Origin of the sequence: Pseudomonas sp. MD330_10, assembly GCF_042610415.1 — a bacterium.
Taxonomy (GTDB): Bacteria; Pseudomonadota; Gammaproteobacteria; order Pseudomonadales; family Pseudomonadaceae; genus Aquipseudomonas; species Aquipseudomonas rhodesiae.
The window spans coordinates 180,765-195,475 of record NZ_JBHGZU010000001.1; the positions used below are offsets into that span (position 1 = coordinate 180,765).

The 14,711-nt window shown below is 62.0% G+C and carries 9 protein-coding genes; 1 reads left to right on the forward strand and 8 read right to left on the reverse strand.

Annotated features, from left to right (window positions below; genetic code table 11):
* Nucleotides 1–217: 217 nt before the first annotated feature.
* Nucleotides 218–598: a hypothetical protein gene (locus ACFZPT_RS00855; RefSeq protein ID WP_034115504.1), complete on the forward strand. Its 381-nt coding sequence runs from the start codon at nt 218–220 to the stop codon at nt 596–598.
* Here the strand turns inward: ACFZPT_RS00855 and pbpC are convergent.
* The 8 genes from pbpC to ACFZPT_RS00895 all read right to left on the reverse strand — a co-directional run bounded on the left by pbpC (nt 595) and on the right by ACFZPT_RS00895 (nt 14,489).
* Nucleotides 595–2,892, reverse strand: coding sequence for a penicillin-binding protein 1C (pbpC, locus tag ACFZPT_RS00860; protein WP_099312958.1), 2,298 nt, complete (start codon nt 2,890–2,892; stop codon nt 595–597). The genes ACFZPT_RS00855 and pbpC overlap by 4 nt on opposite strands.
* Nucleotides 2,873–8,689, reverse strand: a complete 5,817-nt coding sequence (locus tag ACFZPT_RS00865) for an alpha-2-macroglobulin (protein WP_099312957.1) — start codon at nt 8,687–8,689, stop codon at nt 2,873–2,875. The genes pbpC and ACFZPT_RS00865 overlap by 20 nt, the downstream gene beginning before the upstream one ends.
* 112 nt (nt 8,690–8,801) lie before the next feature.
* Nucleotides 8,802–9,734, reverse strand: coding sequence for a phosphatidate cytidylyltransferase (locus tag ACFZPT_RS00870; RefSeq protein WP_034101582.1), 933 nt, complete (start codon nt 9,732–9,734; stop codon nt 8,802–8,804).
* A gap of 1 nt (nt 9,735) precedes the next feature.
* On the reverse strand, nt 9,736–10,356 hold the full coding sequence (locus ACFZPT_RS00875) for a 1-acyl-sn-glycerol-3-phosphate acyltransferase (protein ID WP_034101581.1): 621 nt from the start codon (nt 10,354–10,356) through the stop codon (nt 9,736–9,738).
* A gap of 9 nt (nt 10,357–10,365) precedes the next feature.
* The gene (locus ACFZPT_RS00880) at nt 10,366–10,809 is read right to left on the reverse strand and encodes a hypothetical protein (protein WP_040266648.1); all 444 of its coding nucleotides are present in this window, start codon (nt 10,807–10,809) and stop codon (nt 10,366–10,368) included.
* Nucleotides 10,799–12,097 carry a phosphatase PAP2/dual specificity phosphatase family protein gene (locus ACFZPT_RS00885; RefSeq protein ID WP_034101579.1) on the reverse strand — a complete coding sequence of 433 codons (1,299 nt, stop codon included), beginning with the start codon at nt 12,095–12,097 and terminating at the stop codon, nt 10,799–10,801. Before ACFZPT_RS00885 ends, ACFZPT_RS00880 begins: the two co-directional genes overlap by 11 nt.
* Before the next feature lie 2 nt (nt 12,098–12,099).
* Entirely contained in the window at nt 12,100–13,854 is a 1,755-nt protein-coding gene (locus tag ACFZPT_RS00890) for a bifunctional alpha/beta hydrolase/class I SAM-dependent methyltransferase (RefSeq protein ID WP_099312956.1), read from the reverse strand.
* Nucleotides 13,855–13,865: 11 nt separating this feature from the next.
* Entirely contained in the window at nt 13,866–14,489 is a 624-nt protein-coding gene (locus tag ACFZPT_RS00895) for a CDP-alcohol phosphatidyltransferase family protein (RefSeq protein ID WP_034101577.1), read from the reverse strand.
* Between the last annotated feature and the right edge of the window lie 222 nt (nt 14,490–14,711).

A 14,711-nucleotide genomic window follows, 5' to 3' on the forward strand; every position in this document is an offset into this window, starting at 1 on the left:
TTCGGCATGAATGAACGCCGACGCTGTTGTGTCAATCTATGTTGTTACCAATCGAGCACCGTATTTGAAATGTGACGCGCCTGTGTCAATCTATGTTGCTGTTGTGTGGATCCCGGATCATCCTACAGCCCCCGGTTTACTTGAGGGGCTGTGTCAAACTATGTTGTTGGTAACCACATTCTGGGTCACCAGGCGCCTATGCAAGGACGCGACGCAGATGACACCAACCTTTTCCCAACTTGGCGAGCGTTTGCACAATCGTCGATTTGCGGTCACCAACAATACCCACGGGCTATCCGGTGCCGGCACGGTGTTTCACTACCTTGTTGAGGGTGACGCTATTTCCAGCACCTACAAGGGCGGTCGAATTCGCCTAGGCATGCAAGTCGGACGCGTAACCGGAGTCGATACCATCGAGCTGCTTTTTCATTGTCTGACACTGGACGGTGAACTGCTGTCCGGTTGGTCGCGGGGCACGGTGGGTGTGGATCAGACCGGGCGTACTATCCTGAGTTTTGTATGGGGTTGGTTGTCGGGGGCTGTGGGAGGAGGGGAGTCCAGCTACGTAGAGGTTGTTGAGAACAAGCGGCATGCCTAAGGCACAAACTCCACCCGCAAGCCCCGACTCGCACTGCGGCCCTGATCGTCACTGACCCGCAACCGATAATCCCCCGACTTTCCCGGTCGCCAATTCAGCGTGGCCTGTGGCGGGCCCTGGCCGATCAACGTTTGGTCAGCAAACCAGTACAGGGTCACCGCGTCGCTGGCCGCGTTCGCGTTCAGCGGGATGCTTTCCTGGGGCTGGGACAGGCGCAGTTGGTAACTCACTTGGGTCAACGGCGAACGAATCTGCGGCGCTTCGCTCTGGTCGCTGATGCGGTTGGGCTGGCAGTTCTTCATCACGTTGGGCGGTGTGCGGCGCGGCAGGCCGGCGGCGCGGTACAGGCGTTGTACGTCGCTGGGCCAGAATTCGAAGACTTCCTCGCGGGTGTATTGCGCCTCGAACGGTGGGCAAGCGGCTTTGCCGGTGCGAGTGTCGATAAGTACCGGGCGGTGCAGGTTGGACACGCGAATCGGTGAGACGCCTGGGATGTACCAGGTCTTGCGGGTTTGCGGGCACCAGCGGTTGGGCAGTTCGCCGGAGGCGGCGCAGACGTCGATGCGTACCAGCCCGGCGGGCGGTTTGTCGGGTTTGATCACCACGTTGGGCAAGGCCAGGGGCAAGGCGTCGGCGATACGGAAGAACAGCGGCGCGGCGGTCTTGGCGCCGATAAACGCCGGGTTCGGGCGCCCGTCGAAGTTACCTACCCACACCACCAACACATACGGACCCACCAGGCCGGCGCTCCACGCATCATGAAAGCCCCAGGACGTGCCGGTTTTCCATGCGGTGCGCCAATGGCGCGCGGGCAGGCCATCCGGACGCGGGTTGCGGCGCAGCATATCGCGCACCATGAAGGCGGCCTGAGGGGTGAGCAATTGCGCCCCTGTGGATGGCGCTTGTTCCTGCACATAGCGCAACGCCCGCAGATGCCCGTCGCCCGCTAGCATCACGTACAGCCGCGCCAACTCTTCCGGAGTCATTTCGCCGCCGCCAAGGGCGAGGGCCAGGCCGTAATGGCTCTCATCGCGCAGGCCTTTGATGCCGGCGCGTTGCAGCAAACCATACAACGACGGCGACTTGACCTGGCTGGCCAGCCACACCGCCGGGATATTGCGACTACGGATCAAAGCATCCCGCGCCGTCAGCGGGCCGACAAAACTGCCGTCGAAATTTTCCGGCTGGAAGTAGCCGAAGTTACTGGGCAAATCCTTGAGGATACTCATGGGATGGATAATCCCTTGGTCCAGCGCCAGCCCGTATAGAAACGGCTTGAGCGTCGACCCCGGCGAGCGTCGGGACAACACGCCATTGACCTGGCCGTGGATGCCTGTGGATAAGTAATCCGCCGAGCCCACCAGCGCCTTGACGCTCTGGTCGCGGCTGTCGATCAGGATGGCCGTGGCGTTTTCCACGCCGGTGCTGCGGCGCTCGGCGATAAAACCGCTGATCAGACGTTCCAGCAATTGCTGGAGCGGCAGGTTGAGGGTGCTGTTGATTTGCGTGCCGGTCTCGGAGGCCAGCAGCTGTTCGCTCAGGTGCGGCGCCAGAAACGGGATCTGCTGGCGATTGCGCGCCTCCAGCGGCAGGTCGAGCAGACTGTCGTTGCGCGGGTCTTGTGGATAAGTCTCGCGCCAGTCGGCCATCAAGCGCAGCCGTGCGTTTTGCAGCGACGGCCCGAAACGCGCACGCCGCCCCGGTTGCTGCGGAATCACCGCCAGCGCCAGCGCTTCGGATAGTGACAACTGCGCTGCCGATTTACCGAAGTAGATACGACTGGCCGCCTCGGCCCCCTCGATATTGCCGCCCATGGGCGCCAGGTTGAGGTAGGCCTCAAGGATGTCGTGCTTGCTGTAGCGCGCCTCCAGCCACAGCGCCAAGGCCATCTGCTGCAACTTGCCCGGTACCTGGCGAGTGTTCAGGTCCCACAGGCGCCGCGCCAGTTGCATGCTCAGGGTCGACCCACCCTGGCGCTGGCCGCCACTGTAGGTAGCAAGGGCCGCGCGCAGCAATGCCGGGGGATTGATCCCCGGGTGCCAGTAGAAGTTGCGATCCTCCTTGAGCAATAAGGCTTCGATCAATGAAGGCGATATCCGCTCCAGCGGTAGCCATAGACGGTATTGGCCGTCATCCGCCAAGGTCATGCGCAGTAGCGCGCCGTCGTCGGCCAGCACCACCCGTGATGAAGTAACGGCCCGTTCCAGCGGGGCATGGGGCCACAGGCGCAGCCCCGCCAGCACCACCGCCGCTGCGAGCAGCGGCGTCAGGCGCTTAAGGCTTGGTAATTTCAAGCTGGCCTACTTTGCCGCGCCCTTGCAGGGTGGTTTCGTACATGCCTTCGGCGTAGGCCGGCGGGGTATTGAAGGTCCCCGCGTTGGTGGCGCGCACGCGGTACACGAAGGTGCCTGCGTCACGCAGCGCAGTGCCGTACAACACCACTCGATCATCGCGTACGTCCACATAATCCGGCTGCCAGTTACTCAGCTCGGTTTCGCCGATGGGGGCTTGCCACGTGTCCGCCTCTTGGCTGTCTTCACTGGTTTCCACGTACTCGGCGTCGTCACCTTCGCCTTCACTTTCCTCAGTGCTCGCCGCTTCCGGCTCCGGCGGCAAGTTATACACAGGCTCGACGCCGCCAGGCAGCAGATCGACCACCGCCACTTGCTGCACTTGGTCGCGGTCAGTGGCACGCAGACGCAGGCGCACCAAGAATTCATCGCCCACGGCCACCTTGCTTACGGGCTCGCCCTTGAGATCGAGGTACTCGTGGATGATTTCCAGGCCATTGTTGATTGGCTTGAGCTTGGCACCCTTGTCGAAACCGGCTTCGCTGAGCATGTAAAACGCCGCCGGGCCGTCGGACTTCTCCATCACCAGCTTCTTCGTGGCCGCCGGCACGGCAGCGCGCGGCGGCTGGCCGGCCATCTCCAACAGTTGTTGCTGCTTGTCGCTCAACCAGGCGCTGGCCTTGAGGGTCATGTCGCTTTGCGCCCGCTGGCCGTAGTTGTCCAGGGCGCGCAGCAGCAGGGCGGCCGACAGCGAGTTGTAGCGCTGTTCGTTGAGGCGCTTGCCGAGTTTATCCAGCAACGCTGTCGGTACGTCGTCCAGCATTTGCGGGAAGTGCCGGGCCAGCAGGTGCAGGTGTTCAGCATCGTGTACCAGCGGGTCGTAATAAAGGCCGTCGCTGTCCCACTTATCCACAAGGGCGCGCCATGGGATTTTGCGGAACAAGGCATCGGCCTGACGATCCTGTTTGAGCAACTTGTAGCTGGCGGCCAAGTAAGCTGCGCCCAGGTCGTTCTGCCAGGTGTCTTTGAAGTAGCTTTCGTAACGTTCGCGGATATCGCTCAAGGCGCCGCTGACCAGAATCCCCTGACGGCTCAAGAGGTAACTGGCGTAGGCGCGATTGCGCAATTCCGACAGGCCCTCGCTAGGACCATTGGCCAGGTCTGTCAGATAAGCATTCGAGCGAACCAACAGGTCTTCCGGTACCGGCAGCCCGCGCTCCTTGGCTTCGATCAGGAAGTCGGTGGCGTATAGGCTGGCGTACGGCGCCACATCGGGGTTGGCAGCCCACAAACCGAAGCCACCGGCCTGGTTCTGGCGCTGGCGCAGCATGCGTACCGCACTGCCGAAGGCTTGCTCGGCCTCCGGTGCCGTGCCGCCCCAAATCAACGCCGGCATGGCCTTGGACACCAATTGCTCGGTGCAGGCATAGCCGTAGTCATCCAAGTAATGCTTGAGGCCGTTGGCCCATACCAGCGGCGAAGCAGCCACGCCCAGTTGCACGTCGCGCAGTTGGCCGAACAGTTCGCGGGTCGGTTTCAGTTCTTTGCTGGCGCTGTCGAAGCGACCCAGGCTCAGGGCCACGCGATGCTCGCTCAGAGGACGGATCGACGTGGTTTCGGCCACTTGAATACGTTTGCCGTCCGGCAGCACCGCGACAAAGCGCAGGTCTGCCGAACCCAGGGTTTCGCCGACCTTGATCTTGAATTCGGCGGTGCCTTCCTTGCGCGGTTGCAGGGACAACGTGCTGCCCTTGTCACCCTGTACCACCAGACCGGTGCTGGTTTGCAGTTCAAACTTCACGTCCGCCGCGGCGTCGAGGTTGCTGAACACCCCGGCGCTGACATTGAACACGTCACCCGGCGCCACGAAGGCGGGTACGTTTGGCGTGATCACGATGGGGCCGCGCACTTCGGTGTTGGCTTCGCTGACGCCAACGCTGTCGCTGTCCACCGCTACCGCAAACAGGTGCAACTTGCCGTTGAAGCTGTCCGGCACCTGGTAGTGCAGCACGGTTTCACCGGCCGGCAAATCCACCAGGCCGGACCACCAGGCCACTGGTGGCTGGTGTTTGCGCTTGAACGGGTTGAGATGATTGGCCAGGGCGCCTTCCGTATCGCCACCGGGCGCCGCGCCACTGAGCAGCCGGCTGAATTCCGGCAGGATCAGGTCAAGGATCTGACTGGTGCCGACCTCCAACGCGCGCTTCTGGAAGAAGAACCCCAGCGGGTCCGGCGTCTGATAGCGCGCCACCTGCAAGATGCCTTCGTCCACCGCGTACACCACTGCACGGCCCGGCCGATCGGTACTGACTTTGATGTCCAATGTCTGCCCCGGCTCGATCTTCGCCGGGCCTTCCACTTTCAACGCCATGCGCCGTGCATCCAGGTTGATGCTGAACGGCACCACCCCGTAGGACAACGGGCTCATGTACACCTCCGGCGAGCCCATATCGCGTACGAACTGCACGTTAACGTAGGCATTGCCCTCAAGGCCCGCAGGTACGCGGATATGTTGCACGCTGGTGGTGCTGTCGGCCTTGAACCACTGCTGGGTGTAGACCTTGTCGCGTTCGATGGTGATCAGACCCGCCCCGGTGTACGGCGCCCGCAGGCTGATAGCGATCTCGTCACCAGTGGCATAGCTGCGTTTATCCAGGCGCAATTGCAGTTCGGCGTTGCGCTCCAGAGAGCGTGAGGTATTGCCATGGCCAGCGACGCTGTAGTCGATCTGGTTGAGCAGGTTGCCGTTGGCGTCCTTGACTTGCAGGGTGAAGTCGCCCGGTGTCGCGGTGTTCAACGTCTGTGTGGCGCCGTCCTTGGTCATCGCCAGCGGTGAGGCCGGCTGGCTGGTGTTCTTGATGCGCGACTCGTACTTGTAGGTACCGTTGGATTGTTTCACCAGCACCGAGACATAGCGGTGCTCGACCACTTCGCTGGTCAGGCCATCTACCGCCAGCGGCGTGAGGTCCGGTGCCACCGCCAGCCATTGCACCTGGCGCGGCGCATCCTTGGCAACGTACGACAGCGAATCCTGACTTTTCACACCTACCAAGTAGGGCGCGGACGACACCAGCAAGGCACTCTGCGCTGCCACATTGCGACCGCCCTCGGCTTCATACACCTGGGTCATCACTTGCAGGCGGTAAGTGCTGTTGGCGAAACGTTGCAGGTTTAGGTCGAGCACGGCTTGGCCGTTGTCGTCGAGTGTGCTTTCGGCGAGGTCTTCGGTGCTTGCGTCTTCCAGAGAGTCGTTAAGACGGAAGCGGTAATCGGGGTAGCGATCAAAGGCCGCGAGCGTCGGGCTCAGGGACATCTTGCCGGTGACGCGACGGTCCGCCGCCGGCGCGCCGAACAGGTGCATGGCAGTGACCTTGGCCACCACTTGGTCCGGCGCAATCCAACCCGCCACCGGGGTGTCGTGCAGGCTCAGGCTGACTTTCATGCGGTCCGGTTCGAAGTCACGCACCTTGAAGTTGACGCTGCCCAGGTCGGTGCGCGTCTGTTTCTGGCCGATCAGCTGCAGAGTTGCGGTGTAATCCCCGGCGGGGGCGACTTCGCTGCTGGGGAAATCAAAACTCTCAAAACCGCTGGCGGACAGCTTCAGCGGCTGGCGGATCACTTCCAGGCCGCGTGGATCGGTGATTTGCAGTTCCACCGGCAAGCCTTGCAGGGCGCCTTTCCAGTTACCACTGCGCACGATCATGCCCAGGTGCGCGGTTTCGCCGGGCCGGTACAGGCCGCGGTCGGTGAACAGGTAAGCGCTGAGGCGATCGATCGCACCGTCTTCTTCCAAGCCGCCTACATCAAAACGCGATAAATCCAGTTGTTGGGACTGACGGGCAATGGGCAGGAAGGACTGGTCATTGCCGCGAGTGACCACATACATCAGCGGCGTTTTCTCACGGCGCAGTTCATCGAGCTTGGCGAAATGCGCGTGGCCTTCGGCATCCGAATGGCCACTGGCGACCGGCAGGCCGTTGCGACCAATGATGTCGACTTGCGCATCGGCCACCGGAGAACCGTTGCCGATGGATTGCACATACACATCGTGGCTGCCATCGCTGGAACGTTTGGCGATGATGCCCAGGTCGGTCACCACGATAAACCGCAGGTCGCGGGTGCCGCTGCGGTCATAGTCGAAGGTGCGTTCGGCCTGTTCATCCTGGGGGCTGAGCTTAAGTACAAAAATACCGCGCCGGCCGCCGTTGGCGGTGAGGTAGTGGCTCAGGTCCACATTGTCGTAGACGGTTTTGGCCGGGTCGTTGGACGACAGGGGAATGTCCAGTGCCTGACGCTCGACCATGCGATCGAAGTACTCGTTACCGAAATTGGGGCGGGCGAAGCTGCCGCTGCTCTGATCCACCAGGTGCTGCAGCTGATTAGGCAGCAGGCGCGCAATTTCCACATGGGCGCCGGGCACGCCACGGGCCATGAAGCCCAAGCGCTTTTCGCCGTTGAGGCTGAGCAACGCGCCGTCGGACAGAAACTGCAACGTGCGCGGATACGCCGGCATGCTTATCAGGGACGCCGTGGGATTTTTCGCCAAGTAGCCGCCGATAGCTTCCAAATTGGCGGGTACGCGCACATAAAGGGCCCGGCCGGCCGGGGCCTTGAACTTGAACGCGTGCAGGGTGTTCAGCGGTTCCACGCTGGGCACGTGGGTGAGGCTGACTTTGGTGCTACGGGCGAGCAGGGCATCGTCGATGTCGACGGTGGTGTAGGGACGGGTATCGTCCTCGGCTTTTTCCGGCAACAGCCAGGCCTGCACCTTACCGGCGATGGTGTCATCGGCTACGGCGCTGGAACTGCTGAACATCAGCACCGGCTCCGGCTCGCCGCGTGCGTTATCCACAAAGCTTACTTCGGCACCGGTAAACGTCAGGCGATAACGCCCGGGCACGGTCACTTCCGCTATCAGTGGTGCAGTGCTGGCGTTGCCACCGTCGCGGGCCTTGATGCCTTCATCCAACTTGGCACTGACGGGCGTGCTTTCCAGCGGCGTGGCCAGTGCGGCGGAGCGCACATAGGCGTTGAGTTTGTGCTCGTCGAAGGTGATTTCCGGGCGATTGGGCAGCTGCGCATCACGGTACGCCAGGCCTTTGCCGAGGATGACCGACACGCGCTTACGTAGGCTGTCTTCATCTACCGGGTGGGAAAAATGGAAGGTGGCTACCAGCTGTTTTAGCGTCGGGTTGGACGGGTCTTGATACAGCTCGTTTTGCGCCAAGGTGGCGCGGAAGGGCTGGGTGGAAAACTGGCTGCTGTATTGGCTGAGCAATACGCCATCGGCCAGCAGATTTTTCTTGGCCAAGTCCAGGGTGTAACCCGCGTCTACAGGCCAGTCTTTCTCCGGTACGAACAACAAGGTGTGGCCATCGGCCCAGCGCCAGGTGCCGGCCACGGCAGGTTTGAGGCTGATGCCTTCGCTCACCGTTTTGCCGATGGCCGCCAACGGGGCCACCGATTCGGCAAAACGCACCTGCAAGTTATCCACAACGGGGGATGGCTGTGTGTAGTCGGTCAAATTAGGTTTGTGCAGCGAGTAGCCCACGGTGTGCGGCTGCGGCAAGTTGGAATACCACTGCCAGCCATAAAAGCCCATGGCCGCCAGCAGCATCAGGCCCAAAACCCCGGCACCGGCTTGGCGTGGATAAGCACGCGCCTTGTGGCCCAGATTCGCCAGGCCATGGCCAATAGCACGCAGCCAGCGCGGCGGATGCCACTGGCCAAACACGGCCCCCACCAGAGTCAGAAACACGCCCACAACACGGCGGCTGATGGCTTTAAGCGAATCGAACATGGTGAGCATCCCTGGCTGAGTGCGGCGTATCTTACACGGGTCTTTGTAACAAAAAGTGGGAGGGTTTTACCCCTCCCACTTTTTGATCATTAGCTGTTTAAGTGCGGTGATGTCAGGTCCACCAGTAGCGCACCAGATGAAAGAAAATCGGCGCCGCAAAGCACACCGAATCCAGCCGATCCAGCATACCGCCATGACCTTCGATCATATGCCCCCAGTCCTTCACCCCCCGGTCGCGTTTGATCGCCGACATCACAATCCCGCCGGCGAAGCCGAGCAGATTGATCAGCAAGGCGATCAGGAATGACTGCCACGGGTTGAACGGCGTGGTCCACCACAACGCCGCGCCGATCAGGGAGGACAGCAGAATCCCGCCGACGAAGCCTTCCACGGTTTTGGACGGCGACAGGTTGGGCGCGATCTTACGTTTGCCGAATAACTTGCCGCACACGTACTGCAGCACGTCCGACAGTTGCACCACGATCACCAGGTAGGCGATCAGCAGCAAGTTGCGGCCTTCGTAGCCGGGAATGTCGAGGGTCAATAGCGCTGGCACGAACGACACGCAGAACACCGCGATCATCAGCCCCCACTGCACTTTCGACGCGCGCTCCAGAAAGTGCGTACTGTCGCCGCCCAGGGACGCGAGGATCGGCAGCAGCAGGAACACGTACACCGGGATAAAGATCGAGAACAAGCCGTACCAGTCCGAGTAAATCAGCAGGTATTGCAGCGGCAGCGCCAGGTAGAACGCGGCCACCAGCGCGGGGTAGTCGCTGCGTCGGGTGGGCGTGAGGGTCAGGAATTCGCGCAGGGCATAGAACGACACGGCGTAGAACAACAGGATCACCGCGCCGGTGCCGAGCCAGAAGGCAATGCCGATCACCACCACCATCACCCACCAGGCATTGATGCGTGCGTTGAGGTTGTCGATCACCGCGTTTGGCGTGCCACGGGTGCGCAGTTTGAGGATCAGCCCGATCAACGACGCCAGCACCAGGATCGCGCCGATCCCGCCGAACAACATCAGGGTTTGGCTAGGCATATCAGAAATGCTCCGGGGCGAGGGCGAGCAAGGCATCGCGGGTACGGGCGAGGAACGTGGCTTTGTCTTCGCCGTCCTCCAGGTGCAGCGGTGCGCCGAAGCTGGTGGTACACAGCAGCGGCAGCGGCAGAACGCGGCCCTTGGGCATGACCCGGTTGAGGTTGGCTATCCACACCGGCACCAGTTCGGCCTGTGGGTAACTTTTTGCCAGGTGGTAGAGGCCGCTTTTGAATGGCAGCAGTCCGTCTTCCAGATTGCGCGTGCCTTCGGGAAAAATGATCAGTGAATCGCCGCCCTCAAGGGCATCGAGCATTGGCTGCAAAGGGTTATCCACAGGCTCTTTGCGCTCCCGATCAATCAGCACGCCATTGAATACGCGGTTGATGATGTAGCGACGCAGGGCGCTCTTGTTCCAGTAGTCGCTACCGGCCACGGGCCGCGTGAATGCGCGCAGATTTTGCGGCAGCGAGGCCCACAGCAGCACAAAGTCGCCGTGGCTGCTGTGGTTGGCGAAGTAGATACGTTGCACCGGCACCGGCGCGCAACCCAGCCACAGGCTGCGGGCGCCGGTGACGGTGCGGGCCATGGAGGTAATCAGCGTGGCAACCACAGGTTCGAACATGGGAATTCCTTATCCGGCAAAAGGCAGCCAAGGGCTGGCGAGGATCACGGCCAGGGTCAGCAGGGCTTGCGCGCCTAGCAACCAGGCTTGTTTGCGCAGCAGTTTGAGGGCGCCGCGACGGCGCTCGGCCCAAGGCCGGCCGGCGCGCTTGGCCGATTGCAGGCCAAGGCTTTGCAGTGCTTGGTCGAGGTCGGCGGTGCGTTCGGTGTCGCGGGCCAGCAACGCAAACAGGTCTGCATCGAAGGCCACGCGCAGCGCCCAATACTTTTGCAGCAAGCCAAGAATAATCATCCACAGGCTGAGCAACAGGCAGATCGGCGACACGCTGGCCATCAGCAACTGAGCGAGGCCGAACAATACACCGACCAGCGTAAGGCCTGTGGATAACTGATCCAGCGAGCGGCCGCGGCGCAGCAGGCTGGCGACGATCTGGAGTTCCATATCAGCGGGCATGGGGCAAACCCTCCAGGGCTAAACGGTGAGCAGGATGCAGGACCACTTCGGCCCGCGCTGTACGAATCATAGCCAGCGCCTCATCCACCGTTGCGGCGCGCCCGCTGTTTAGCAACCAGGCGGCGACGGCGGTGGCGCTGCGCGAATAACCCAGGGCGCAGCACACCAGCAATGGGCCGTCGTCGTGCAAACGCTCGATGGCCTGGGCCGCTTGCAGGCATTCGGCGGGTGTGGGCGTGGTCAGGTCCAACACCGGAATGCACTGATAGGCACGGCCCTGTGGATGAATCGGTAACTCTGCGCATAGATCGACGATGGCGTTGAAGGAAGTTTGCTCGCCAGTTGTGGGAATTCGCCCGAGCCAGACGTTATCCACAATCAGATCCGGCTGGGGATGTTTGCGTGTCCATAGCCGCGAATTTATCCACGCCCCGGCCAGGTAAGGGGCGTACAGCCAGCGAGCGGCTGGCGTCAGTCGACCATCGCTGCGTTTTTGAAAACCGGCAGCGCCCAGCACGCAATAGTTCGTACTGACCAACCCCAGCGACACCGCCGGCCACAGCAGCCATAACCAGCCGCCGCCAAACGCCAATGCCAGTATTGCCAGGGCCACGGCCATCAGCCCGTAGCGCAACCCTAAATGCCAGCGCTTAGGGTCGCGGGCCAGGTGGGCATTCAGCAGCGGGCTCGGGTGCTCCACCGGCCACAACCACACGCACAGCCAGCCGGCAAGGGCGCCTGTGGGTAAGTCGATAAAGTGATGTTGATAAGTAGTCAGTACGGAAATACCGATCAAGGCAAACCAGCCATGTACCACCCAGCGCCACACGCCTTGAGCGTGCCGCTGGTACATCACCCACAGAATCACCAGCAGCGCGATATGCAGCGAGGGCGCCTGGTTGAAGGGTTTGTCGAAGCCCGCCAGTACGGCAAACAACCAGCCGAATACGCCGTCCAGTTCGGGCCGCTCGAAGGTGAAGCGCAGCGGCCAGATCAAAAAGCAGCTGACAGCGATGACCTGGGCGGACAGCAAGCGCAGGGCGTGTTGTTTCAATTCATGGCGGCTGTTGGGCAGCAGCAGGGAGAAGCCATACAGCAGGTCAATGGACCAGTAGGGCACGATGGTCCAGGCCCAAAAAGGCATATGGCTTTCCCAATCGAACACCAGTGTGCCGACATCGCTGCGCTGGCTGGTGACCCAGGTGGCAAAGCCGTAGGTGCTGAAAAACAGCGGTGCCAACAGTAGCAGCCACAGAACGGCAGGCTTTAACAGGCCGGGTTCGCGCATGATCAGATCTTCTGGGCCAGGGACACGGTGAAAATGCCCCACTCATCCACGCGCTGGGTAATTTTGCGGAAACCGGCGGCTTCCACCAGCTGGTCCATTTCCGCCTGGCTGCGCCGACGCATGACCCAGGCCTGACCCTGGCGATGGCTGGTCAGCGCGCGGGCGATCAGCTCCAGCTGCGGGTGCCATGGCTGGCTGGTGTAGACCAGATAACCGCCAGGCTCCACCGCCTCGGCCAAGCCTGCCAGCGAGCCGCCGACCATGGCGTTATCGGCGAACAATTCGTACAGCCCGGACACCACCGCCAGGGTCGGCTTGGGGTCCAGCGCCGCCAAATCCTGGCGGTCAAACGCGTCGCCTTTGACGAACTGCGCGATATCCCCCAGGCCCTTTTCGCGGATCAGCGCGCCACCGTCGCGCACATTGATGTCGCTGTAGTCGCGCAGCAGGATTGATTCCGGCAGCGGTGTCACCCCTTGCAACGCCTCCAGAATGTAACGGCCATGGCCGGCGGCGATGTCGACGATGCGCACCGCGCGCTGTTCATCGCGCAACCTGGCCATGGCCAGGCGCAGCAGTTCTTCGACGTTCAACTTGCGTTGGCGAATGCCGCGCCAGCCGATGGAGTTGAGGTAATTGGTGTCGATCATCCGCCCCAGGGCGCCTTTGCCGGTGGGGGTGTTGCGGTATACGTAATCCAGGGTGCTGCCCGAGTCGAAACCGGTGTCGAAGCCCAGTTTGACCCCTTCGGACAGGTTCTTGCCCAGGCCCATGCTGGCGCGGGTCATGCGCCAGTACAGGTCACGCAGGGAGTTGCGCGGCAGCGGTGCGGCGAGGGCTTCGGACTCGGCGCAGGTGGCGCCCAGTTTGTCGGCGTCCAGCAGCGAAGCGCGGTCCAGCGGTTGGGTGAAGTTCTGCAGAATAAACCGCCGTGCGCTGCTCACCGCCACCGCGCGGTCGCGTTCGCCGAGGGTGTCGTGAAAGAAACCGGGGAGGATATGCAGTTCTTTTTTCAGGCTGCCGAGGCGGTCGAAAAACTGCTGCTGGGGTTTGCGGTGCACCACGAAGTCGGCGCCAGACACCAGCAACTGAGTCGGCACCTGGATCGCCTGGGCGTCGGCTACTACTCGGTCGGCAGCTTCGTACAGGCCCAGCAGTACGTTGACCGAAATCGCCTTGGTGATCAGCGGGTCGCTGTCGTAGGACGCCACGCGCTCCGGGTCGTGGCTGAGGAACTTGGCCTTCACATAGCTGTTGACGAAAAAGTTGCCGCGAAACTTGCGCATCAAGGCCAGGCCCGGCCGCGCGAACGGCACATACAGCTTGACCTTGAACGCCGGAGAGGCGAGCACCAGCGCGCGGATTTTCGGCGCGTAATCATGTACCCAGGTGGCAGCGATCACCGCGCCGACACTTTGGGCGACCACGGCGAAGTTCTCTTGCTCGATGCCGTAGGTGACGCCGATATGGTCGCAAAAGGTCTGCACATCGCGAGCACTGGTAGCAAAACTGGGGCTGTCGCCGCGTTCGCCGGGTGACTGACCATGGCCACGGGCGTCCCAGGCGAAGAAGTCGAACTGAGGCAAGTCGAGTTCGTCGACCAAATGCGCGATACGCCCCGAATGCTCATGGCCGCGATGGAACAACACGATTGCCTTACGCGGCTCGCCGCCCGCTGGGGCGGTGGCCGGCCAGTGCCGATAGAAAAGCTCGACGCCATCATGGGTACTGAAGGTGTGCTCTTGCTGTTCGCGCATCGCAGAATCCTTTATGCAGAAGGGGAGGTGGTTTGAGCTTCTTTAATGCCTTGGCGCACACGGTTAACCAGGGTGTAGGCCAGCAGCGCGGCGACCAGCCACATCACCGTGTCGACCCAAACGGCCCCCAACCAGCCGAGCGCCACACCGGTGGCCAACACGCCCAGCACAAAGGCCCGGTCGCTTTTGCCCATCGGCCCGTCGTAGCGGCGCGATGCACCGACCATCGGGCCCAGCACGCCGGCGTATTCGCTGAACACCGCCAGCAACGCCACCAGCAATACCGGCGCCAGGCTGACGCCGGGGATCAGGGCAAACGGCAGGATCAGCGCGCTGTCGGCGATCACGTCGCACAGTTCATTGAGGTACGCACCCAGGCGCGACTGCTGGCCGAATTCCCGCGCGAGCATGCCGTCGATGGCATTGAGCGCCATGCGCAGGATCATCCACAGCGGGATCAACGCAAACAGCCACAAGTGTTGGGCAAAGCCGGCGATCAACAGGCCGACCAGCAGTGAAATAACACCGGCCAGCACGGTGATCTGGTTGGCGGTGGTGCCGTTGTCGTAGAGGCGCTGCACGAGGGGACGCAGCAGGTTTTGAAACCGCGGTTTGAGCTGATAGATCGAAATCATGGGAGGTGACGCTTCCTTGTCCGTGAGCCCGCTGGAGTGTGCCGATTATTCCGGGCCTGCACCAGTGATAGCGCGTGTTTATGGGGGTTTAATCACGCTCTTGACTGACACTCAACGGTGGGAGGGGGCTTGCCCCCGATAGCTGCCTGGCAGTCGATGCATGTGTAGGCTGACCCAACCTCATCGGGGGCAAGCCCCTCCCAAAGCGAACAAAAATTTCAC